Below are 21,504 nucleotides of genomic sequence, written 5' to 3'. Positions count from 1 at the left end.
CATGCGAGATATCGCCCATTTCGTGAACGGCCAAGCCTTCAATGGCGCCTCGGGGCGCTTCGGCGACGTCTTCAATCCCAACACCGGCGAAGTCCAGGCCCGCGTCCAGTTCGCCACCGACGGCGAGATCGACGCCGCCGTGCAGGCCGCCGCCAAGGCGCAGATCGGCTGGGCGGCGACAAATCCCCAGCGCCGCGCCCGGGTGATGTTCGAGTTCAAGCGCCTGATCGAGCGCGACATGGCGAGCCTGGCCGAGATCCTTTCGTCCGAGCACGGCAAGGTCATCGCCGACAGCAGGGGCGACATTCAGCGCGGCTTGGAAGTCATTGAATTCGCCTGTGGAATTCCGCACATCCTGAAGGGCGAATATACCGAGGGCGCAGGCCCCGGCATCGACGTCTATTCGATGCGCCAACCGCTGGGCGTGGTCGCCGGCATCACCCCGTTCAACTTCCCGGCCATGATCCCGATGTGGATGTTCGGCATCGCCATCGCGGTCGGCAACACCTTCATCCTCAAGCCGTCGGAGAAGGATCCGACGGTTCCGGTGAAGCTGGCCGAGCTGATGATGGAGGCCGGCGCGCCCGAGGGCGTGCTCAACGTGATCCATGGCGACAAGAGCGCCGTCGACGCCATCCTGACCCATCCGCTGATCCGCGCGGTCAGTTTCGTGGGCAGTTCCGATATCGCCCATTACGTCTACCAGACCGGCACGGCGCACGGTAAGCGCGTCCAGGCCATGGGCGGCGCCAAGAACCACGGCATCGTCCTGCCAGACGCCGATCTCGACCAGGTGGTCAAGGACCTGTCGGGCGCGGCCTTCGGCTCGGCGGGCGAGCGCTGCATGGCCCTGCCGGTCGTCGTTCCGGTCGGCAAGAAGACCGGCGACGAGCTGCGCGAACGCCTGGTCGCCGAGATCGACACCCTGAAGGTCGGCGTCTCCACGGACGCGGCCGCCCACTACGGCCCCGTGGTCAGCGCCCAGCACCGCGCCAAGATCGCCGACTACATCCAGATCGGGGTCGCCGAGGGCGCCGAACTGGTGGTCGACGGCCGCGAGTTCCACCTGCAGGGCTTCGAGAAGGGCTTCTTCATCGGCCCGTCGCTGTTCGACGGCGTCACCAAGGACATGAAGACCTACCAGGAAGAGATCTTCGGTCCCGTCCTGCAGATGGTCCGCGCCGAAAGCTTCGAGGAGGCGATCGCCCTGCCGTCCGAGCACCAGTACGGCAACGGCGTGGCCATCTTCACCCGCAACGGCCGCGCCGCCCGCGAGTTCGCCGCCCGTGTGAACGTGGGCATGGTCGGAATCAACGTGCCGATCCCCGTGCCGGTGGCCTATCACACCTTCGGCGGCTGGAAGCGCAGCGCGTTCGGCGACACCAACCAGCACGGCGTCGAAGGCGTGAAGTTCTACACCAAGGTCAAGACGGTCACGGCCCGCTGGCCGGAGGGCGATGTGGAGGACAGCGCCTTCGTCATCCCGACGATGAAGTAAGGACAGGGCGGCGACGATGCGGCAGACCCGTCGAACCGTCGCCACCGGCTCCTCGCCAGCTTAACTCAGGCAAAAATCCGCGTGACTTGAGCTCGCCCACGAACCCGCCGGCCGCCGAACAGGCCCTACGGGCTTTCCGGAACGACGAGCGATAGGCGAGCGGCCCCAGCCTGCCTGCGCAGTTCCAGGGCGTCGCTCGTGGCCGCGCCGAACTTGGTGTTGTCGAAGATGCACCAAGTCTCGGCCGAGCCAATCTCGGATCGCAACTGTGTCGCAAGGTCTTCCAGCGCCTCGGGCGGATAAGCGCTCTCGTAGATCACCGGCGAGCCGTGCCAGCGGCGATAGATAAGGCCTGGCGCGCCGCCAGGCTCCGCCGCCCGCGGAACGATGGCGGGATCGGCCGCGACGCGAGCCACGGCGAACGAGGCCAGCAGGGTCTCGGCCTCCGGCGAGAACCATGTGGCGTGGCGAGGCTCCAGCACGGTCGCCGCATCGGTCCGACGGCGCCAATCGGCCAGGAACCGCTCGGCGGCGTCGGCGTCGAACCTGAGGCTGGGCGGCAGCTGGATCAGCAGCGGGCCGCGCCTAGCGCCCAGGCCGTCAGTCTCGTCCAGGAACCGCGCCACAAGGTCGTCGCAAGCGTGTAGCCGCTGCTCGTGGGTGATCGTCCTGGGCGCCTTTACCGCGAACCGGAAAGCCTCCGGCGTGCCGGCCGCCCAGCGCTCGTAGGTCTTGCGCTGGTGCGGCCGGTAGAACGACGAGTTGATCTCCACGCAGTCGAACACGGCCGCGTAGCGCTCCAGCCCGGTCCCGTTGGCCGGGAACGCCTCCAGGGCGCGCGGAAAACTCCAGCCGGCCGTGCCGATGCGGATGGTCATTCAGGGTCAGCGCGCGGCGCGGCGTTCAGGTTCAGTAGGTCCTTTCAGCCGGAGCGCGGCCGCCAGGCCAGCACCGTTGCGCCCTCTACGCCGATGCGTCGGCACTGGGCCTTCAGCGGACAGGCCCCGCATTTGGGGGCGTCGTGCGGGCACAGCATCTGGCCCAGGCCATGCTTCATCAGGCAGTGCAGTTCGAACAGGTCGTCGGCGGTCCAGGCGTCGGGCGCCAGGGCCATCAGGGCGTGGTAGCTGTGCGTGGGATCGCCGGGGCCAACCAGGCCCAGACGCTGGGCGGTGCGGTGGACGTGACTGTCGACCACCAGGTCGCGCATGGCGAGGCTGCTGAAGTTGAGCACGCTGGCGGCCACCTTCTGGCCAACGCCCGGCAGGGCGCGCAGTTCGTGACGGGCCTGCTCGATGGTGAGATTGCGTAGGTGGCTCAACGACAGCCAGCCAATGCGATCCTGGATCATCCTCAGGGCGATGGGCAGGCGACGGGCCTTGTCAGGCGCGTGTGTGACGTCGCCGATCAGGCCCAGCACCTCTTCCGGCTCGGCCGCGGCCAAGTCCTCCCAGGTGCGGAACGCCCCCTGCAGCCGCAGGAACGCCGCCCACGAGACGGCGTCCAGCGTGCGGTGGCTTATCGACGACTTGACCAGCTGCGAAACGGGGTCCATCCGCGCCTTGGGGCGCTGAGGCCCGAAAGCGGCCAGCAGGACGTCGCGCACGTCTTCGAGCGGCGACCGGGCCAGACAGAGGGACAGCTGCATGCGCTCGCCTCGCGTGAACATAATGAGAACATTATGTTCCTGGCCAGCGATTGTCGAGAGGGCTCAGCCCCGTCGGCGGGCGCGTCCCCACAGGACGGTGACACGGCGGCGCAGGCGCTGCAGGGCCACTAGCATGGGAGTCGGGGCCGGCGCGGTCTGCGGCCGCTCGTCGGCGGGAAGGTCGATCTGGGCGAAGCGGGCGATCAGGGCGCGCAACTCCGGCTCCTGCACCGCCAAGGCGGCCTCGACCGGCGTGACCCAGCGCAGAGTGCGCTGGCCCTTCTCGGGCCAGGTCGCGTGCTCGCCGGTGACCTTCATCGGATAGACGTCGACCTTGACGAGCCGACCCGCGCCGCTCTTCAGCCGCTTGAGGTACTCGTAGTCGCCGAAAGGGGTCTCAACGATCACCCCGTCGAGGCCTGCCTCTTCGTAGGCTTCCTGGGCGGCGGCCTGGTGGTCGAGCCGGTCCTTCATCGGCCAGCCCTTGGGGATCACCCAGCGCCGCGTCTCGCGCGACGAGACGAGCAGGATCTCAAGCCCGGCGCCTTGCGCGCGCCAGGGCAGGGCGGCGACCTGGCGACGCTTTCCGCCGCCTTTGGTCCCGCCGGTCTGCTTGACCGTCCCGTCCGTCACTGCATCCAGAACCCAAGATAGTAGAACGCCACGGCCATCAGCCCGGCCGCAGGGAGCGTGACGATCCAGGCCGTCACGATGTTCTTGGCGATACCCCAGCGCACGGCCGAAACGCGCCGCGATGCGCCCACGCCGACAATAGCGCCAGTGATCGTGTGAGTCGTCGATACCGGAACGCCCAGGTGGGTCGCAATGAACAAGGTGATCGCCCCGCCGGTCTCGGCGCAGAAGCCCTGCATCGGGGTCAGGCGGGTGATCTTGCTGCCCATGGTGTGGACGATGCGCCAGCCGCCGAACAGCGTGCCAAGGCCCATGGCCGCCTGGCAGGTGATGACCACCCAGAACGGAATGTAGCCCGGCTGGTGCGTCGCGCCGTGGGCGAACAGCAGGGCGGCGATGATGCCCATGGTCTTCTGCGCGTCGTTGCCGCCGTGGCCGAGCGAGTAGAAGGCGGCCGAGACGAACTGCAGCTTGCGGAACACCCGATCGGCCCAGAACGGCGAGCTCTTCAGGAAGGTCCACGAGACGATCAGCACCAGCAGCAGCGCCAGGGCGAAGCCGATCGTCGGCGAGACGATGATGCCCGCGGCGGTCTTGCCAAGGCCCGCCCACTGCACCGCGCCCAGGCCGCCGACCTTGGCCACCGAGGCGCCGACCAGGGCGCCGATCAGGGCGTGCGAGCTGGAGGAGGGGATCGCCGCCCACCAGGTGATCAGGTTCCAGCTGATCGCGCCCATCAGGGCCGCGAAGATCAGGCGGTCGCTGATGATGTGCGGATCGATGATGCCCGAGCCGACGGTCTTGGCCACGCCCAGCCCGACGAACATGAAGGCGATGAAGTTGAAGAAGGCCGCCCAGATCACCGCCCACTTGGCCGAGAGCACGCGGGTGGAGACGATGGTGGCGATCGAATTGGCCGCGTCGTGCAGCCCGTTCAGGAAGTCGAACGCCAGGGCGACGACCACCAGGAACACCAGGATGAGGAGCGTGGGGTCCACGGCGCGCGCTCTTTAGACCTGCTCGACCACGATGCCGCTGATGCGGTTGGCCACGTCCTCGAAGCGGTCGACGACCTTTTCCAGGTGACTGTAGATGTCGATGCCCACGATGAAGGCCATCGGGTCCTTGTCGCGGTGAGCCAGGAACAGCTCCTTGCGACCGATGTCGTACATCTGGTCGGCCTGTTCCTCGATCTGGGTGATCTTCACGGCCAGGTCCGAAAGGCGCTGGGCGTTGTTGCGCATCTTGGGCAGCAGCGACACGGCCTCGGCCGTCAGGTCGGCGGCCTGGACGATGATCTGGGCCATCGCCTTCATCTGCGGCTCGAAGGTGGTGACCTCGAACAGGCTGACCACCTTGGCGGTCTTACGCATCTGGTCGATGGCGTCGTCCAGCGACGTCGTCAGGTCCTGAATGTCGCTACGGTCGAACGGCGTGATGAAGCTGCGGCGGACGGCCTGCATCACCTGGCGGGTGACCTCGTCGGCCTCTTCCTCGTGCAGGTTCACTCGCGCGGTCGCGGCCTCGATGCTGTCGGCGCCGCTCATCAGGTCGCTGAGGGCCTTGGAGCCGGCCACCAGCGTCGCGGCGTGCTGAGCGAAAAGATCGAAGAACCGGTCTTCCTTGGGCATGATCGCCCGGAACAAACCCAGCATGTCGCTTCATCCTCTGTTCGAAGCGCGAACGAAAAACGCGGACGTCCGTACCGGGAGCATCCGCGCATTGGGCGGACCGGAACCACGGAAGCGGCGGGCTTTCAAGCCCTGCGTGAAACTTTTGTGACAAATCGCTGCTCGGCCGGGGCTGCGGCTCATCGCGCTCGGCAGGTTGCGAAGGTTGCGGCAAGATGACGCTCCACCTGCCGGAGTCGCGCGCATGGCCTACACCCTGACGGTCAACGGATCGGCCCACACCGTCGATACCGAACCCAGCACGCCCCTGCTGTGGGTGCTGCGCGACCTGCTGGACCTGGTCGGAACCAAGTACGGCTGCGGCGTGGCCCAATGCGGCGCCTGCACGGTGCATCTGGACGGGGTTCCAGTGCGCGCCTGCGTCACGCCCGTCTCGCGTGTCGGGACCAAGGCGGTAACCACCATCGAGGGGATCGCCGCCAATCCGGTGGGCGCCAAGGTGCAGGAGGCCTGGAAGAGCCTCGACGTGCCCCAGTGCGGTTACTGCCAGGCCGGACAGATCATGTCGGCCACGGCCCTGCTGGTCGCCACCCCCAAGCCGACGGATGCGCAGATCGACGCGGCGATGGACGGAAATCTCTGCCGCTGCGCCACCTATCCGCGGATCCGCAAGGCCATCAAATCGGCCTCCGGCCAGGCGGAGGCTTGAGCGCCATGAACGCCCCCGTGCTTTCCCGCCGTCTGTTCCTGGCCTCGTCCACCGCCGTCGGCGGCGGCCTCCTGCTGTCGTTCGATATCGGAAGCGAGGCCCAGGCCGCGGGCAGGGCCACGCTCAGCGCCTATCTGAAGGTCTCGCCCGACGGCAAGGCGACCATCGCCTCCAAGATTCCGGAAGTGGGGCAGGGCATGCGCACGGCCCTGCCGATGATCATCGCCGAGGAGCTCGACGTCGCCTGGGAGGACGTGGTCGTCGAGCAGGCCCTGGCCGACACCAAGGTCTACGGCCGCCAGGTCGCCGGCGGCTCGATGGCCACCACGCTGGAATGGGACGGCATGCGCCGGGTCGGGGCCGCCGGCCGCTGGATGCTGATCCAGGCCGCCGCCGGCCGGCTGAACGTTCCGTCCTCGGAGCTCTCCACCCAGCCCGGCCGCGTGGTCCACGCCAGCGGCCGCGAACTCTCCTATGGCGAGCTGGCGCAGGCCGCCGCCGCCATCGCCCCGCCTGATCCCAAGACCCTGACGCTGAAGGATCCCAAGGCCTTCCGCATCATCGGCAAGAGCCACGTCCAGACCGACAACGAGGCGATCGTCACCGGCAAGCCGCTGTTCGGCATCGACGTGCGCCTGCCCGGGATGGTCTACGCCACCTTCCTCAAGGCTCCGACCTACGCCGCCAAGGTCGCCGCCGCGGATCTCGCCGCGGCCAAGGCCGTGAAGGGCGTGCGCGAAGCCTTCGTGGTCGAGGGCGGAGCGGCTTTGGACGGCCTTCTGCCGGGCGTCGCCGTCGTCGCCGACAGCTGGTGGGCCGCCCGCCGGGGCCGCAACGCGCTCGAGGTCACGTGGGCCGACCACCCGACCAGCGCCCAGAGCACCGCCTCCCTGGCCGCGAAGGCCGCCGAGTTCGCCAAGGGGCCGCCCCAACGCACGGCCCGCGCCGATGGCGACGTCCCCGCCGCCCTGAAGGGCGCGGCCAAGATCGTCGAGGCCGCCTACGACTACCCCTTCATCGCCCACGCGCCGCTGGAGCCGCAGAACTGCACGGCCCACGTCAAGGACGGCAAGGTCGAGATCTGGGCCCCGACCCAGAACCCCGAGCCCGGCCGCGCCCTTGTCGCCAAGACCCTGAACGTCCCGCCCGAGAACGTCACCATCCACCTGATCCGCTGCGGCGGCGGGTTCGGGCGGAGGCTGGTCAACGACTACATGGTCGAGGCCGCCTTCATCGCCAGCAAGGTCGACGCCCCGGTCCAGTTGATCTGGACCCGCGAGGACGACATCCAGCACGACTTCTATCGCCCCGGCGGCTGGCACAACTTCACCGCCGGTCTCGACGCCAAGGGCGACCTCGTCGCCTGGCGCGACCATTTCGTCAGCTTCGGCGAGGGCGAAACCTTCGTGCGCTCGGGCGGCATGAATTCCAGCCAGTTCCCGGCCGGCGCGGTGGCCAACTACCAGCACGACGTCTCGGTGATGCCGCTGGGCATTCCGACCGGACCGCTGCGCGCGCCCGGCAACAACGCCTTCGGCTTCGTGATCCAGAGCTTCACCGACGAGGTGGCCCTGGCCGCCAAGACCGATCCCGTGGAGTTCCGCCGCAAGCTGTTGGGCCAGCCGCGCCTGATCGGTCCGCCCGATCAGAACGACAGCTTCCATACCGGTCGCATGCGCGGGGTGCTCGACCTCGTCGCCGAGAAGTCCGGCTGGGGCCGCAAGCTGCCCAAGGGCAGCGGGCTGGGCGTGGCCTGCCACTTCAGCCACCTGGGCTATGTGGCCGTGGTCATGGAAGTCTCGGTCGCGGAGGGCAAGGTCAAGGTCGAGAAGGCCTGGGTCGCCGCCGACGTCGGCCGCCAGATCATCAATCCCACCGGCGCCGACCACCAGGTGCAGGGCTCGATCCTGGACGCCATCGGCAGCACGCTGCACCAGAAGATCACCTTCGAGAACGGCGCGGCGGTGGAAAGCAATTTCGGCGACTTCCCGCTGCTGCGGATGAGCGAAGCCCCGCCGATCGAGGTGCACTACCTGCTCAGCGACAACCGCCCCACGGGCCTGGGCGAGCCGGTCCTGCCGCCGGCCCCGGCCGCCCTGTGCAACGCCATCTTCGCGGCGACCGGCAAGCGCATTCGCAGCCTGCCGGTCGGTGACCAGCTGGCCTGAGCCAAGGACCCGCGACATAGCGTCCCAAGGCCCCGCCTTGGCCTTGGGAGCCCTGTTTCTGAACGATGTTCTTAACCTTGTCGGCCGATCCTCGAAGCCTGATTTCGGGGAGCGGAAACATGGGCGAACACGTCGAGACGCTGGTGATCGGGGCCGGGGCCGCCGGGCTTTCGGCCGCCCACGCCCTGGCCCGCGCCGGCCGGACGGTGACGGTGCTGGAGGCGCAAGGCAGCGTCGGCGGCGCGGCCCGCACGCTGTCGTTCGACGGCTTCCGGCTCGACGTCTCGGGGCGCCGCCTGTCCTCGGCCGATCCCGCCATCCGCGCCTTCTGGACGGCGCTGCTGCCCGACGAGCTGGAAATCGCCCCCGGCGCCATGCGCCTGGAAGGCGAGGGACGCGCGCGCCGCGGCCAGCCCGGCGCGGCGCTCGGCGCCCTGATCAGCGCCAAGCTTCGCCCCATCGCCAGTTCCAGGACCCTCGGCGAGTGGCTGACCCGGCGGTTCGGCCGTCGCGTCGCCCGCCGCCTGGGCGCCTATGCCGAAAAGCTGTGGGCGCTGCGTCCGGAGGAAACCCCGGCTCAGCCGGCCTGTCCCAGCTTCCGGTCCGAGGCCGGCGTTCGGCCGCGCCAGGGCACGGGCCAGTTGTGGAAGGCCTGCGCCGAGACCATCGCCCAAGCCGGGGGCGAGATCCGTCTCGAGCGCCGGGTCGTTGGCCTGCGCCGTGACTGGACGACGAGCGTCTGGACGGTGTCGGCGCTTGGGCCCGATGGCTGCGAGGAAACCTTCACCGCCGACCAGGTGATCTCCACCATGCCGCTGCGCGAGCTGATGGGCGCCCTGACCCCGACGCCGATCAGCCTGTTCCATGCCTGCGAGCTGATGTACCGCGACCAGGTCACCGTCGCCTTCGCCGCCGAGCCGGGGCGCCGGCGCGCGCCGGCCCTGGCCGAGATTCACGGCGCGTCGATCAAGGCCGCGCGCGTGCGGGCGCTGGACGGCGAGGCCTTGGCGCTCGACTATTACTGCTTCGAGGGCGACGCCCTGTGGACCGCCGACGACGAGACCCTGGTCGCCCAGGCCTCGGCCGAGGCGGGTCGCCTGGGCCTGATTGCGCCGGGCTCTGTGCGCGCGGCCCGCGTCGTGCGCCAGCACAAGGTCCATCCGATCCATGACGAGGCCTGCGACGAGCATCTGAAGATGATCGGCCTGGACCTGCGCCTGCACTTCGCCGGCCTGCACTTGGCCGGACGGGCCGGAACCCACGGCGACAGCGCCGACGACCAGTCCATCCGCACCGGCCTCGCCGCCGCCGCCACGGTGCTGACCCGCGTGGTCGCCCCGGCGAGGATCGCGGCTTAAGGGGCGGGAAGGGGGAGCGGCTGGCCGATCGGGCCAGGTTCTCTCCGATGTTCCCACACCAGTAACGCCGCCTCCCTCGCCCCCGTGGCGAGGGCCCATGGGGGCAGATTCGCCGCCAAAGATCCCTTCCTGGAAGAGTGGTCGCCCGAAGGGCCGACAAGGGCCGCCGCGCGGCGGCTACGGCTTGGGCCGCCTGAAACCCCGCGCGCTCCAGCAGGCCAGATGCACGAAAGCATCTGCAAGGCCTATCGCGGCGACCATCGCCACCGCGCCGCAGACGATCACCACGACGATCGAAGACATGCCCGTTCTCCCAGCTTCGGCTCCAACGGCGTCGCATGTCCGGGGTTCCGGTTGATACCGGTCCCAATGGGGAGAAACCGGCTTTGAGGTTGACAACGTTGTCACGTTCGGCGCGACTACGCCGTACCGCGAAGACGGACAGGGGAGAGAAACACAGATGGCAGGCATGGGCGGCACGGCGCCGGCGAGCGGCGTCGGGAGCGGAAAAGGGCAGGCGCTGCTGCCCTTCGTGATTCTTCTATTCTTCGCCTGGGGCTTCTCGACCTGCCTGGTCGATCTCGTGGCCCCGGCGCTGAAGTCGCTGTTTTCGCTCTCCAACTTCGAGACGGGCCTCACCCAGTTCGCCTTCTTCATCGGCTATGCCGTCGTCTCGCTGCCGGCGAGCTTCCTGCTGGCCAAGGTCGGCTATCTGCGCACCGTCGTCGTCGGCCTGCTGATCATGATGGTCGGCTGCCTGATGTTCGCCCCGGCCGCCAACGCCGGCGTCTACGAGGGCTTCCTGGCGGCGCTGTTCGTGCTGGCTTCGGGCATCACCATCCTGCAGGTGGCCGCCAATCCGCTGGTCGCCATCCTCGGCAAGAGCGAGACCGCTTCGGCCCGCCTGACCTTCGCCCAGTTCCTGAATTCGGTCGGCACCTTCCTGGCGCCCTTCGTCGGCGCGGCTCTGATCCTCAGCCACATCGAGAAGGCGCCCGATCCGGCCACCCTGACCGCCGCCCAGCTGGCGGTCGTGCGCCACACCCAGGCCCAGGCGGTGCAGACGCCCTACCTGATCATCGCCGGCGTGCTGCTGGCGCTTGCAGTGCTGTTCTGGCTGCTGCGCAAGAATCCGGCCGCCCCGCGGGCCGAAAAAGCCGTCGGCGTAGGCGAGATGCTCGGCATGCTGAAATATCCACGCCTGGCCTTCGCCGTGCTGTGCATCTTCGTCTATGTCGGCGCTGAGGTGGCCATCGGCACCTACATGACCACCTACCTGACCCAGCCCAGCACCCTTGGCCTGACCCTGGCGAAGGCCGGCAGCATGGTCGCCTGGTACTGGGGCGGCGCCACCATCGGCCGCTTCTTCGGCTCGTTCATCCTGGCCAAGGTCTCGCCCGGCAAGGTGCTGACGGTGGCTTCGCTGGCCGCCATCGTGCTGATCGTGGTCTCGGCCTTCAGCACCGGTCCGCAGGCCGGCTACGCCCTGATCGCCATCGGCTTCTTCAACTCGATCATGTTCCCGACCATCTTCACCCTCGGCATCGAGGGTATGGGCCACCGCACGCCGCAGGCCTCGGGCCTGCTGTGCATGGCCATCGTCGGTGGCGCGCTGATCCCGCCGGCCACCGGCTTCCTGGGCGACCATTTCGGCCTGGGCCTGGCCTTCCTGCTGCCGGCGGCCTGCTATGTCATCATCGCCGCCTTCGGCTGGTCGGCCCGCAAGCCGGCGCCGGCGCTGTTCGCTCAGGATGAACTGGCGACGGCCCCGGCCGAGTAGCCGGCTCTAGAAACGGCCAGGCGTCCAACCGTCCGGCCCCGAGAGAAAGCGGCGGGGCGCCCAGCGCTCCGCCATTTTCGCGTCCAGCGCATGAGCGCTCGGCTCGCGCGCGGCGGGGTTCGCCCCGCGCCCGGTCGAGGCGTATTCGGCGTAGTAGGCCGTCTTGAAGGTGTCGGTCTTGCCCGGCGTCCATTCCCGCCAGCCCCTGGGCTGCAGGTCGGCGTCGATCCTGGTGCGCAGGAAGACGACGGTGGCGTAGGGGCGCCAGGCGCGGCCCAGCCACAGCTCGCCCACCTTCGGGTCGGCGGTGATCGTGCAGCGGTCGAAGACGTAGCCGCTGTCCTGTTCGGGGCTGCTCTTGCTCTGGGCGGTGATCATCACCGTGGCGTTGGCGATGCCATGAATCTGGCAGCGGTCGAAGACGGCCTTGCTGTCGCCGAAGATGAAGTCGACATGCCCCTCGATGTAGCAGTCGCGGAAGTACTGCCGGCTCGGCGGCCTGCCTTTGCGGCTGGCGGCGTAGAGCGTGTCCTGCGCGCCCAGCAGGCGCACCCTGTAGAGCTGGGCCCGATCGCCCATCAGCGCCAGGGCCACGGCCTGAGAAGGCTTGTCGTTATGGAGGTGGTAGTCGTTCTGGATGGTCAGGTTACGGGCCAGGAAATCGTCGCCCGCCACCGTGACGGAGGAGGATTTCAGCGTGCCGCCGACGGTGGCCGAGGCGTCGCCATAGACCAGCACCACGTCCTGCGGGCGCTTGCCCTTGCCGACCAGGCGTACGCGGTTGCGAGGAACTGACAGCTTCTCGCGGTAGGTCCCCGGCGCGATGGCGATCTCGCCGCCGGTGTCGGGCAGGGCGTCGATGGCGGCCTGCAGCGTGCGGTGATCGGCCTGGCCATCGGTCGCCACGGTCAGCCGTAGCGGCGCTGCGCCAATGAGAGCGGTTAGCGCCGTCGCGGCCAGCGTCAGACGTGCGACCAGACTTTGGTGGGCCATGCCTCTTCCTCCCGACATCTTTTCGCCAGGAGTATGACACCGGTAGACATCGCGCTAGTCGCGGCAAAAGAAAACGCCTCCGGCCCGGGGCCGAAGGCGTTTCTTCGTTTCGAATCTGGTCGTCGCTATAGCGCGCGGCGTCCGGCCAGCAGGTGGTAGATGGCCAGCACGATCACCGCGCCGACAGTGGCTACCAGCAGGCTGTAGAGGTTGAAGCCCGACACGCCCGAGGCGCCGAACTGGTTGAACACGAAACCGCCGACCAGCGCGCCGACGATGCCGAGCACAAGATCGACGAGCAGGCTGCCGCCGCTGCGGCTAACGAGCTTGCTGGCGATGAAGCCGGCCACGAGACCCAGAACGATCCAGGCGAGAATGGACATGAGCGCCTCCTGAACATTTCCTGGCGCGCCGCAGCGCGTCTGATGCAGAAGAAAGGCGCTTCCCAAGACTTCGTTCCGACACGATCGCGTGTATCGCCGGCGAATATAGGCCGGCCTCGCTTGGAACTTCTCAGCGCTTGCCGACGCGCTCCTGGATCACCGCCAGCAGCTTTTCCACCGGGCCGCGACCGAGCAGGATGAACAGGCCGGATCCGATGATCGCGCCGAACAGGAAGGAGAGGCTCATGGCGGCTCCGGAAGGTCGAGACAGGGAAGGGGGCGCGGTCACCCTAGGGAGCCCCCGCCGCGTTTACCATGTGACACGCCGCCGCCCCCAATTCCGACCGGACTGGTGGAGCTTGCAGTTTGGCTGGCGCCGGATCGCACAAAAACTGGTTCGACCGCCGCGCCCATATGCGCGAGCAGGAAATTGCAGTTTCGAAGCTAGGCGACACGTGTCGTCACCAAGCTTTCGGTGTTTCGTGAGTTGAACGGCGACTGATCACCGCCGAATGTGAGCAGGAACGACCCAATGGCCCAGGCGACAGCCCCCTCCAGCCGCTTCATCAGCGGCTTTGGCGTCCAGGTCCTCGCCGGCATGGTGGGCGGTCTGGCGCTGGGTCTGCTGGCCCGCCGGCTCGGCGTCGAGGACGGTCAGGCCGGCCACGCCCTGGCCGAGACCCTGCACCAGGTCGGGTCGATCTTCATCCAGCTTTTGCGCGTGCTGGTGCCGCCGCTGGTCTTCACGGCCATCGTCGCCAGCATCGCCAATCTGCGGGAACTGCAGAACGCCGCGCGGCTGGTCTGGAAGACGCTGCTGTGGTTCGCGATCACCGCCCTGATCGCGGTGGCCATCGGCATCACCCTGGGCGTCGTCCTGCAGCCGGGCGCCCATGCCGCCCTGGACGCCGCCACGGCGGCCGCCCCGCGCACCAACGGCTCGTGGCTCGACTTCCTGACCGGCCTGGCGCCGTCCAACATCCTTGGCCTCAACGCCTCGACCAAGGTCGGCGAGGCCGGCGCCAGCACCTCGCTCTCGTTCAACGTGCTGCAGATCCTGGTCATCGCCCTGGCGGCCGGCATCGCCGCCCTGCGGGTCGGTCCGGCCGGCGAGGGCTTCCTGGCCTTCAACGCCTCGGCGCTGGCCGTGGTGCGCAAGGTGCTGAGCTGGGTGATCCGCCTGACGCCGATCGGCACCGTCGGCCTGCTCGGCAACGCCGTGGCGCAATACGGCTGGACGACTCTGGGCCAGCTCGGCGCCTTCACCGGCGCGATCTATCTGGGCCTGGCTCTGGTCTTGTTCGTCGTCTATCCGATCCTGCTGACCGCCCACGGCCTGAACCCGCTGAAGTTCTTCGCCAACGCCTGGCCGGCCATCCAGCTGGCCTTCGTGTCGCGCTCGTCGATCGGCACGCTGCCGGTGACCGAGACCGTCACGGAAGGCGGCCTGGGCGTGCCGCGCGCCTACGCCGCCTTCGCCGTGCCGCTGGGCGCGACCACCAAGATGGACGGCTGCGCGGCCATCTATCCGGCCCTGTCGGCGATCTTCATCGCGCAGTTCTACCACCTGCCGCTGGGCCTGACGGACTACGCCCTGATCGTCGCCGTCTCGGTGCTGGGCTCGGCCGCCACGGCCGGCCTGACGGGCGCGACGGTGATGCTGACCCTGACCCTGTCGACCCTGGGCCTGCCGCTGGAGGGCGCGGGGCTGCTGCTGGCCATCGACCCGATCCTCGACATGGGCCGCACGGCCGTGAACGTCGCCGGTCAGGCCCTGGTGCCCACGCTGGTGGCTAAGCAGGAAGGCATTCTCGACCAGGCCGCCTACGACGCGGCGGCCGGCGTCGCGCCGGAAGGCGCCGTCACGCAGTCCTGACGAGTTCCGGGCGCGAACGAAGCCGCGTGGCGTCGCGCAGCGGCGGCGCTCCGAATAGTCGGCTGTACTCGCGGCTGAACTGCGAGGGGCTGTCGTAGCCGACGTTGTGTCCCGCCGTGGCGGCGTCCAGGCCCTGGGCCAGGATCAGTCGCCGCGCCTCCTGCAGGCGCAGCTGCTTCTGGTACTGCAGCGGGCTCATCGCCGTGACCGCCTTGAAGTGCTGGTGCAGGGCGGAGGGACTCATCCGAGCCTCGGCCGCCAGGATCTCCATGCGGAACGGCTGCTGGTAGTTCGTCTTCAGCCAGTGGATGGCGCGCGAGACCTGGCCAAGGCGGCTTTCGCAGGCGGCGATCTCGCGCAGGCGCGGTCCCTGGTCGGTGCGCAGCAGGCGATAGAGAATCTCGCGCTGGATCAGCGGCGCCAGCACCGGTATGTCGCCAGGGGTTTCGAGCAGGCTCACCAGCCGCACGACGGCGTCGAACAGTTCGGGCGTTGTGGCGCTGAGCGCCAGGCTGGGCGCCGGAGCGTTGCGGACGGGGCCCGGATCGATCTCGAGGATCAGCTCGTTCAGGCGGCGCGGATCGATGTCCAGGCGCACGCAAAGATACGGCGCTTCGGTGCTGGCCTCGATGACCTGGCCGACGACAGGCACGTCGACCGAGACGACGAGGAACCGGGCATGGTCGTAGATGTAGACCTCTTCGCCCAGCATCACCTGCTTGCGGCCCTGGGCGATGATGCAGACCGCGGCCTCGTGAACGCCGTGTACGGGCGGGCTGGGCTCGGACATCCGGGCCAGCCACATGCCGTGGATCGCGGTCGGGTGAACGCCGTCCGTCGCGACGGATCGTTCAATCGCCTCGGCCAGGGCCGGATGGCGAGGGCAGCCAGCCTGGGCCGGCGTTGACGTGATGAGCATGGCGGGAGGTTAGCGCAAACCCGCGCGGGCGCCCATGCGTGGGGCCTTGCTTTCGCAGGATCGTGCAAGAATTTCGGGCGATCATGCGCCCGGTCGCTGTCAGGGGTGGAGGATCAGCGACCGCGGCGTGGCTTCGAACCGCGACAGGCGGCCCAGATAGCTCATGCCCAGCAGCGAGGTCTCCAGGCCGCTTTCGATGACCAGGGCGTCGACATTGGCGACCTTTGCGCCGGCGATGGCGACGCTGCCCAGTTTCACGGAGGCGGCGCGGGTGCGGCCGTCGGCGGTGACGACGTCGTACTCGTAGTTCAGCTTGCTGAGGTCGATGCCCAACCGCTGGGCGTCGGCCTTGCTGAGCGAGACGGCGGTGGCGCCGGTGTCGACGAGGAAGCGGACAGCGCGGCCGTCGACCTTGGCCTCGGCCCAGAAGTGGCCATCGGGACCCTTGGTCAGTTGCGCGGCTCCGGCGTCGCCGAGCGTCGCGGCGGCCGCCGTGGCCGGGACGGTCTGGGGCGATTGGCGGAGCGTGCTGTCGAGCGTCGTCACGGCCTTGGCCGCGCCCACCGCCGACAGCGCACCGACAATCGCGATCGCCGTGAACTTGAACATCGAAGACACCCCGCCTTGCAGGCTTTTCGGCCGTTTCTACGACCCTTAGTCGCCACCATAGGCGGCAAGACGTTTGCAAGCGGTGAATCGAAAGTCGAATTTACTTGGTTAACAAGGTGTTGGCCATTTGGCCAATTAACTCGCCGTAACATTGCTGGGCGAACGTGTAATAAAGTTCATGGACTGAATTTAACTTCAAAGTCCAGGTCTCTGGCGGCATCTTTCTCTTCGTCGAACAGACGCTTCGGGGAGAACTTGGATGCAAACTCAGGGAATTCTTTTGAGAACCTGAAGTCCAATCAACTGCGCGCAACCGACTGGGCGGCCATCAGGCTTTCCATCGGATCGGGGCGAAGGGGCAGGGCGGCCATGATCGCCGCGCGCTCTTCGTTGCTGTAGCGCGACCAGCCAGCGATCTCCTGCAGGGTCCGCCGGCAGCCAAGACAGAAGCCGGACGCACCATCCACGGCGCACACCTTGATGCAGGGCGTGACGATGGGGCGGGGCGGTCGGCTTTCTGAAGTCATGACCGAATTTCGCCATCCGCGGCGTCGGGCGCAAGTCGCCAGACGCAATGCGGCCCTGCGCCCACACTTTTAATCCAGAGGGACACCGCCATGCGTATCGCCACTATTCTGCTCGCCGCCGCTTCGCTGACCGCCGCCGCCGCTCCGGCCCTGGCCGCCGAGCGCGTCACCGACGCCCAGTTCATCCATGCCAACCGCTGCCTGGGCCTGACCGAGGCCGAGGCGCTGGGCGAGGCCGATCCGGCCGCGCTGAAGCAGTTCATCAAGGATCAGCGCGGTGGCCGTCACACCTTCACTTCCGACCGCGCCGACACGGCCCGCAGCGACGCCAAGCGCGCCGCCTCCAAGGCCGACGAAGCGACCAAGGCGGCGCTGATCCAGGAACGCGACGTGACTTGCAAGGGTCTGATCGCCAGCTGAGGCGGCGCGAGGGGCGGTCTTCGGGCCGCCCCTTCGCACAATATCCGCGCCCTATGCGCTTGCATCGGGCGCGGACTGGCTTAAGTCGGCGGCCATGACCGCTTCCGCCGCCGCTTCGCCCTTCGCCGACATTCGCCGCCTGGCAGCCGATCTCCCGGCGCCGGGCGTTTTCGTACCGCCGGCCGACGGCGGTCGCCTGGCCGAGATCTCGGCCTGGCTGACCGCCTGGACCGGCCGCACCCCGCCGTCGGTCAACCGTCCGGTCGTGGCGCTGTATGCCGGCGCACGCCAGGGGATCGGTCCGCGCGGCTACGCCCGCGACCGGCTCGAGACCATCGCCGCCGGCGGCGCCAGCATCAGCCGCATGGCCGGGTCGCAGGGCGCTGGTCTCGAAGCCTTCGACCTCGCCATTGACCGTCCGACGCCGGACGCGCGCCAGAAGGCCTCGATGAGCGAGAAGGAATGCGCCGCCACCATGGCCTTCGGCATGGAGGCCCTGGCCAAGCAGCCCGACCTGCTGATTCCCGGCGTCATCGCCGCCGAAGCCCACCGCGACGCGGCCGCCATCGCCCTGGCCCTGTTCGGCGGCGAGGCTGCGGACTGGGCGGTGGGCGAGGTCGCCGCCGATGTCGCCGCCGCCGTGGAGCGTGCGCGCGGCGAGGGCGACCTTTCCGATCCGCTGGAAGCGCTGCGCCAGTTGGGCGGGCGCGAGACCGCCGCCGTGGCCGGCGCGATCCTCGCCGCCCGGGTGCAGAAGATCCCGGTGCTGCTGGACGGCTATGCGGCCAGCGCCGCAGCCGCCGTGTTGCATGCGATCGACCCCGACCTGATCGCCCATGCCGTGGCCGCGCACGTCGGCGGGCCGGGCCACGCCCGCCTTCTGGCCGCGCTGGGCAAGGCGCCGCTGGTTTCGCTGGAGATCGAGGACGAGGAGGGCGTCGGCGGCGTCTCGGCCCTGGCCCTCGTGCGCCTGGCCTGCGAGGTCCGCTAAGCGTGATGGGTGAACGACGTTTACGTTGACCTTCGCGTCATCTTTCCAAACGCTCGTTCGACCCCTATCATCCTCTCGAAACAACAAGACGCCGGCTCAGCCGGCCTGTTCGGGAGCGCGCTATGAACCTCGATTTTTCGCCCGAAGACCTGGCCTTCCGCGACGAGGTTCGCGCCTTCATCGCGCAGAACTATCCGGAAGGCCTGCGCGAACGCCAGGAAGAGGGCGAGGAGATGTCCAAGGAGGACTTCCTCTCCTGGCACCGAACCCTCGCCCAGAAGGGCTGGGTTGCGCCGGCCTGGCCCCAGAAGTACGGCGGCCCGGGCTGGACCTCGGTGCAGCGCTACATCTGGTCGGAAGAGACCGCCCGCGCCGACTGCGTGCCGATCCTGCCGTTCGGCATCAACATGGTCGGGCCGGTGATCTACACCTTCGGCACCCCTGAGCAGAAGGAACGCTTCCTGCCGCCGACCCTGTCGGGCGAGATCTGGTGGTCGCAGGGCTATAGCGAGCCGGGCGCGGGTTCGGACCTGGCGAGCCTCAAGACCAAGGCCGAGCGCTTCACCGGCGACGACGGCAAGGAATATTACCTGGTCAACGGCCAGAAGACCTGGACCACCCTGGCCCAGCACGGCGACTGGATCTTCTGTCTGGTTCGCACCGATCCCAACGCCAAGATCCAGGAAGGCATCTCGTTCCTGCTGATCGACATGAAGTCGCCCGGCGTGACCGTGCGCCCGATCATCACCCTGGGCGGCGAACACGAGGTCAACGAGGTGTGGCTCGAAAACGTCAAGGTGCCGGTCGAGAACCGCATCTTCGACGAGAACAAGGGCTGGACCTGCGCCAAGTTCCTGCTCGCCCACGAGCGTTCCGGCATCGCTGGCGTGGCGCGCTCCAAGCGCGGCATCGAGCGCATCCGCCAGATCGCCTCGACCGAGCTTGGCGACGACGGCAAGCCGCTGCTCACCGATCCGGACTTCAAGCGCAAGATCGCCGACCTCGAGATCGACCTGACGGCCCTCGAATACACCGAACTGCGCACCCTCGCCGGCGAGGCGGCCGGCAAGGGGCCGGGTCCTGAATCGAGCGTCCTGAAGATCAAGGGCACCGAGATCCAGCAGCGGATCACCGAACTGGCCCTTGAGGCCTCCGGCCACTACGCGGCGCCTTATTTCCGCGGCTTCCCGAAGGACGGCGACAACGCCCATCCGATCGGGCCGGACTTCGCTCACCGCGCCGCGCCGACCTATTTCAACGTCCGCAAGACGTCGATCTACGGCGGCTCCAACGAGATCCAGCGCAACATCATCGCCAAGATGGTGCTGGGTCTCTGATCCCTTCTCCCTCCTCGCCGGGAGGGAGGCTCGCAATCCTATCAATCATGCCCCTAGCAGGCCGAGCGGAACGCCGCCTCGGGGCCAGCAAGAACAAGGACTTCAGGGATGGACTTCAACTTCACCGAAGAGCAGTCGATGGTCCGCGACACGGTCGCGAGCTTCCTGCAGGACAAGTACGACTTCGAGACCCGGCGCAAGATCGTCGGCTCCGAGGCTGGCTGGCGGGCCGACTACTGGCAGGCCTTCGCTGAGGAGCTTGGCATCCTGGGCGCCTCGTTCAGCGAGGAGCTTGGCGGCCTGGGCGGCGGCGCGATCGACAACATGATCATCATGGAGGAGTTCGGTAAGGCGCTCGTCATCGAGCCTTATCTGGGCACCGTCGTCATCGGCGGCGGCTTCATGAAGCACTCGGGCTACGCGGGCGCGGCGTCGGTGATCGAGGGCATCGTGGCCGGCACGACCACCATCGCCTTCGCCTATGCCGAGCCGCAGGGGCGCTACACCTGGAGCGACCTGAAGACCACGGCCAGAAAGGACGGCTCGGGCTGGGTCCTGAACGGCCACAAGGCCGTCGTGATCGGCGCGCCGTTCGCCTCCCACCTCGTGGTGACCGCCCGCACCGGCGGCAGCCAGCGCGAGGCGTCGGGCGTGTCAGTGTTCCTGGTCGACAAGACCCTGCCGGGCGTCGTCACCCGCGACTATCCCACCGTCGACGGCGGCCGCGCCTCGGAAATCTATTTCGAGAACGTTTCGATCCCCGCCGACGCCCTGATCGGCAATGAGGGCGGCGGCCTGCCGCTTGTCGAGAAGGTGATCGACGAGGCCACCGCCGCCAGCCTGGCCGAAGGCGTGGGCGTGCTGCGCAAGCTGCACGAGGGCACGCTGGACTACGCCAAGCAGCGCAAGCAGTTCGGCCGCGCCATCGCCGACTTCCAGGTGCTGCAGCACCGGATGGTCGACATGTTCATCGAGCTGGAGCAGTCGGTGTCGATGACCTACATGGCCACCATCAAGCTCGAAGAAAGCGACGCCGAGCGCGCCAAGGCCGTTTCGGCCGCCAAGGTGCGTATCGGCCGGGCCCTCAAGTTCGTCGGTCAGAACGCCATCCAGATTCACGGCGGCATGGGCATGACGGACGAGCTGTCCATCGGCCATTACTTCAAGCGCGGCACGATCATCGAGGGCCTGTTCGGCTCAGTCGACCATCACCTGCGGCGCTACGAAGGCCTGTCGTTCGGCGCGGCGGCCTGACGCCGCCCACTGAGGATTTTGGTTTTCGACATGAGAGCGCCCGCGTCACGCCGACGCGGGCGGTCTTTCTCCTTGGAGCGCCACTTTCGCCGCCCAGCCGGAACGGGTGCGACCGTTCAACGCAGCAGACCACCCGATGGACTGCACGGTGAACACGATGCTCCGCCCCGAAATGCTCCTGGGCCTCTCGCCCGAAAAGCTGGCCGACACGCTGGAGGCGATGGATTCCAGCGCGCGCCTGCTGCTGGACCAGGCGCGCGAGGCCAAGGCCCGGGCCGACAAGCTGGAGACCGCGCTTTCGCTGCTGGTCGGCGTGGTGGCCAATGATCCCGGGCTGGAGGAAAGCTTCGCCCTGCAACGGATCGCGGGCCAGCTGCGGCTGTGCGCCGACCTGCCGGAACTGGCCGCCGAGCTGGTCGGCTGCGAGGCCGAGCGCATCGAGCCGGTGATGCTGCGCGCCGCCGCCAACATCATCGCCTCGGCCGGCAAGCCGGGGCAGGGCGACATAGTCCCGGCCGTCGATCTACCAGAGCGCGACGGTGCGACGCTGCACTGATCCATGCGTGAGCGGAGAGTATCCGAAACCCTCTTTCAGGTGCTCTTCAAGTCGATCGTCAGTGCGCGGACATCGTCCTGGTTCGGAATATTTCACTTGTCACGCAGCGGCGCCGGCGCATCCTTGCGGTGACGCGCTGACGACTAGGAGGGTGCGAGCCCGTGTAAGCCGCGCGCGTCTCTTTCTGGCTGGGCCGGTCGCGGAGCCGGTCCCG

22 protein-coding genes are annotated in these 21,504 nt (G+C 68.2%); 11 read left to right on the top strand and 11 right to left on the bottom strand.

The annotated features are described in order from the left end of the window. Nucleotide 1: 1 nt before the first annotated feature. On the top strand, nucleotides 2-1,498 hold the full coding sequence (locus tag DDF67_RS04665) for a CoA-acylating methylmalonate-semialdehyde dehydrogenase (protein WP_109099762.1): 1,497 nt from the start codon (nucleotides 2-4) through the stop codon (nucleotides 1,496-1,498). 125 nt (nucleotides 1,499-1,623) lie between these two features. On the opposite strand, the gene DDF67_RS04660 is transcribed toward DDF67_RS04665, so the two are convergent. The 5 genes from DDF67_RS04660 to DDF67_RS04640 all read right to left on the bottom strand — a co-directional run bounded on the left by DDF67_RS04660 (nucleotide 1,624) and on the right by DDF67_RS04640 (nucleotide 5,434). Beyond that, nucleotides 1,624-2,376: a DUF72 domain-containing protein gene (locus tag DDF67_RS04660; protein WP_109099761.1), complete on the bottom strand. Its 753-nt coding sequence runs from the start codon at nucleotides 2,374-2,376 to the stop codon at nucleotides 1,624-1,626. Between the two features lie 44 nt (nucleotides 2,377-2,420). Then, nucleotides 2,421-3,146, bottom strand: coding sequence for an endonuclease III domain-containing protein (locus DDF67_RS04655; protein WP_109099760.1), 726 nt, complete (start codon nucleotides 3,144-3,146; stop codon nucleotides 2,421-2,423). 63 nt (nucleotides 3,147-3,209) lie between these two features. Then, a complete protein-coding gene (locus DDF67_RS04650; protein ID WP_109099759.1) occupies nucleotides 3,210-3,779 on the bottom strand; it encodes an NUDIX hydrolase in 570 nt (189 codons plus the stop codon). Then, a complete protein-coding gene (locus DDF67_RS04645; RefSeq protein WP_109099758.1) occupies nucleotides 3,776-4,777 on the bottom strand; it encodes an inorganic phosphate transporter in 1,002 nt (333 codons plus the stop codon). The genes DDF67_RS04650 and DDF67_RS04645 overlap by 4 nt, the downstream gene beginning before the upstream one ends. Before the next feature lie 12 nt (nucleotides 4,778-4,789). Continuing rightward, nucleotides 4,790-5,434 carry a DUF47 domain-containing protein gene (locus DDF67_RS04640; protein ID WP_109099757.1) on the bottom strand — a complete coding sequence of 215 codons (645 nt, stop codon included), beginning with the start codon at nucleotides 5,432-5,434 and terminating at the stop codon, nucleotides 4,790-4,792. A gap of 220 nt (nucleotides 5,435-5,654) precedes the next feature. Here DDF67_RS04640 and DDF67_RS04635 point away from each other — a divergent pair, with 220 nt between their 5' ends. The 3 genes from DDF67_RS04635 to DDF67_RS04625 all read left to right on the top strand — a co-directional run bounded on the left by DDF67_RS04635 (nucleotide 5,655) and on the right by DDF67_RS04625 (nucleotide 9,645). After that, on the top strand, nucleotides 5,655-6,119 hold the full coding sequence (locus tag DDF67_RS04635) for a (2Fe-2S)-binding protein (protein WP_109099756.1): 465 nt from the start codon (nucleotides 5,655-5,657) through the stop codon (nucleotides 6,117-6,119). 5 nt (nucleotides 6,120-6,124) lie between these two features. Then, nucleotides 6,125-8,287, top strand: a complete 2,163-nt coding sequence (locus DDF67_RS04630) for a xanthine dehydrogenase family protein molybdopterin-binding subunit (protein WP_109099755.1) — start codon at nucleotides 6,125-6,127, stop codon at nucleotides 8,285-8,287. Nucleotides 8,288-8,406: 119 nt separating this feature from the next. Further along, the gene (locus DDF67_RS04625) at nucleotides 8,407-9,645 is read left to right on the top strand and encodes an FAD-dependent oxidoreductase (protein ID WP_158277988.1); all 1,239 of its coding nucleotides are present in this window, start codon (nucleotides 8,407-8,409) and stop codon (nucleotides 9,643-9,645) included. A gap of 177 nt (nucleotides 9,646-9,822) precedes the next feature. On the opposite strand, the gene DDF67_RS26225 is transcribed toward DDF67_RS04625, so the two are convergent. After that, complete coding sequence (locus DDF67_RS26225; protein ID WP_269845436.1) at nucleotides 9,823-9,948, bottom strand: hypothetical protein; 126 nt, start codon at nucleotides 9,946-9,948, stop codon at nucleotides 9,823-9,825. A 229-nt stretch (nucleotides 9,949-10,177) separates the two neighbouring features. Here DDF67_RS26225 and DDF67_RS04620 point away from each other — a divergent pair, with 229 nt between their 5' ends. Beyond that, a complete protein-coding gene (locus tag DDF67_RS04620; protein WP_233247540.1) occupies nucleotides 10,178-11,425 on the top strand; it encodes a sugar MFS transporter in 1,248 nt (415 codons plus the stop codon). 6 nt (nucleotides 11,426-11,431) lie between these two features. Here DDF67_RS04620 and DDF67_RS04615 read toward each other — a convergent pair whose 3' ends face one another. Both DDF67_RS04615 and DDF67_RS04610 read right to left on the bottom strand, forming a co-directional pair. Next, nucleotides 11,432-12,418 carry a pectinesterase family protein gene (locus tag DDF67_RS04615; RefSeq protein ID WP_109099752.1) on the bottom strand — a complete coding sequence of 329 codons (987 nt, stop codon included), beginning with the start codon at nucleotides 12,416-12,418 and terminating at the stop codon, nucleotides 11,432-11,434. A gap of 125 nt (nucleotides 12,419-12,543) precedes the next feature. Beyond that, entirely contained in the window at nucleotides 12,544-12,801 is a 258-nt protein-coding gene (locus tag DDF67_RS04610; protein ID WP_101713103.1) for a GlsB/YeaQ/YmgE family stress response membrane protein, read from the bottom strand. A 532-nt stretch (nucleotides 12,802-13,333) separates the two neighbouring features. Between DDF67_RS04610 and DDF67_RS04605 the strand changes: the two genes are divergently transcribed. Next, entirely contained in the window at nucleotides 13,334-14,677 is a 1,344-nt protein-coding gene (locus tag DDF67_RS04605; protein WP_109099751.1) for a dicarboxylate/amino acid:cation symporter, read from the top strand. On the opposite strand, the gene DDF67_RS04600 is transcribed toward DDF67_RS04605, so the two are convergent. The 3 genes from DDF67_RS04600 to DDF67_RS04590 form a co-directional block, all read right to left on the bottom strand. Continuing rightward, complete coding sequence (locus DDF67_RS04600; RefSeq protein ID WP_109099750.1) at nucleotides 14,664-15,596, bottom strand: AraC family transcriptional regulator; 933 nt, start codon at nucleotides 15,594-15,596, stop codon at nucleotides 14,664-14,666. The genes DDF67_RS04605 and DDF67_RS04600 overlap by 14 nt on opposite strands. 99 nt (nucleotides 15,597-15,695) lie before the next feature. After that, entirely contained in the window at nucleotides 15,696-16,214 is a 519-nt protein-coding gene (locus DDF67_RS04595) for a TIGR02281 family clan AA aspartic protease (protein WP_109099749.1), read from the bottom strand. Nucleotides 16,215-16,504: 290 nt separating this feature from the next. Then, nucleotides 16,505-16,732 carry a DUF1289 domain-containing protein gene (locus DDF67_RS04590; protein WP_109099748.1) on the bottom strand — a complete coding sequence of 76 codons (228 nt, stop codon included), beginning with the start codon at nucleotides 16,730-16,732 and terminating at the stop codon, nucleotides 16,505-16,507. 90 nt (nucleotides 16,733-16,822) lie between these two features. Here DDF67_RS04590 and DDF67_RS04585 point away from each other — a divergent pair, with 90 nt between their 5' ends. From DDF67_RS04585 to DDF67_RS04565, 5 genes are all read left to right on the top strand, one after another. After that, nucleotides 16,823-17,152, top strand: coding sequence for a hypothetical protein (locus DDF67_RS04585; RefSeq protein WP_109099747.1), 330 nt, complete (start codon nucleotides 16,823-16,825; stop codon nucleotides 17,150-17,152). Between the two features lie 94 nt (nucleotides 17,153-17,246). After that, nucleotides 17,247-18,143, top strand: coding sequence for a nicotinate-nucleotide--dimethylbenzimidazole phosphoribosyltransferase (locus DDF67_RS04580; protein WP_109099746.1), 897 nt, complete (start codon nucleotides 17,247-17,249; stop codon nucleotides 18,141-18,143). A gap of 122 nt (nucleotides 18,144-18,265) precedes the next feature. Then, nucleotides 18,266-19,480, top strand: coding sequence for an acyl-CoA dehydrogenase family protein (locus DDF67_RS04575; RefSeq protein WP_101717316.1), 1,215 nt, complete (start codon nucleotides 18,266-18,268; stop codon nucleotides 19,478-19,480). Between the two features lie 108 nt (nucleotides 19,481-19,588). Next, entirely contained in the window at nucleotides 19,589-20,734 is a 1,146-nt protein-coding gene (locus DDF67_RS04570; RefSeq protein WP_109099745.1) for an acyl-CoA dehydrogenase family protein, read from the top strand. A 157-nt stretch (nucleotides 20,735-20,891) separates the two neighbouring features. Continuing rightward, on the top strand, nucleotides 20,892-21,290 hold the full coding sequence (locus DDF67_RS04565; protein WP_233247539.1) for a hypothetical protein: 399 nt from the start codon (nucleotides 20,892-20,894) through the stop codon (nucleotides 21,288-21,290). Nucleotides 21,291-21,504 lie beyond the last annotated feature (214 nt).

Origin of the sequence: Caulobacter endophyticus (assembly GCF_003116815.1) — a bacterium.
Classification (GTDB): domain Bacteria; phylum Pseudomonadota; class Alphaproteobacteria; order Caulobacterales; family Caulobacteraceae; genus Caulobacter; species Caulobacter endophyticus.
Note: the sequence above shows the minus strand (reverse complement) of the source record. Positions and strands in the feature narration are given on the sequence as shown.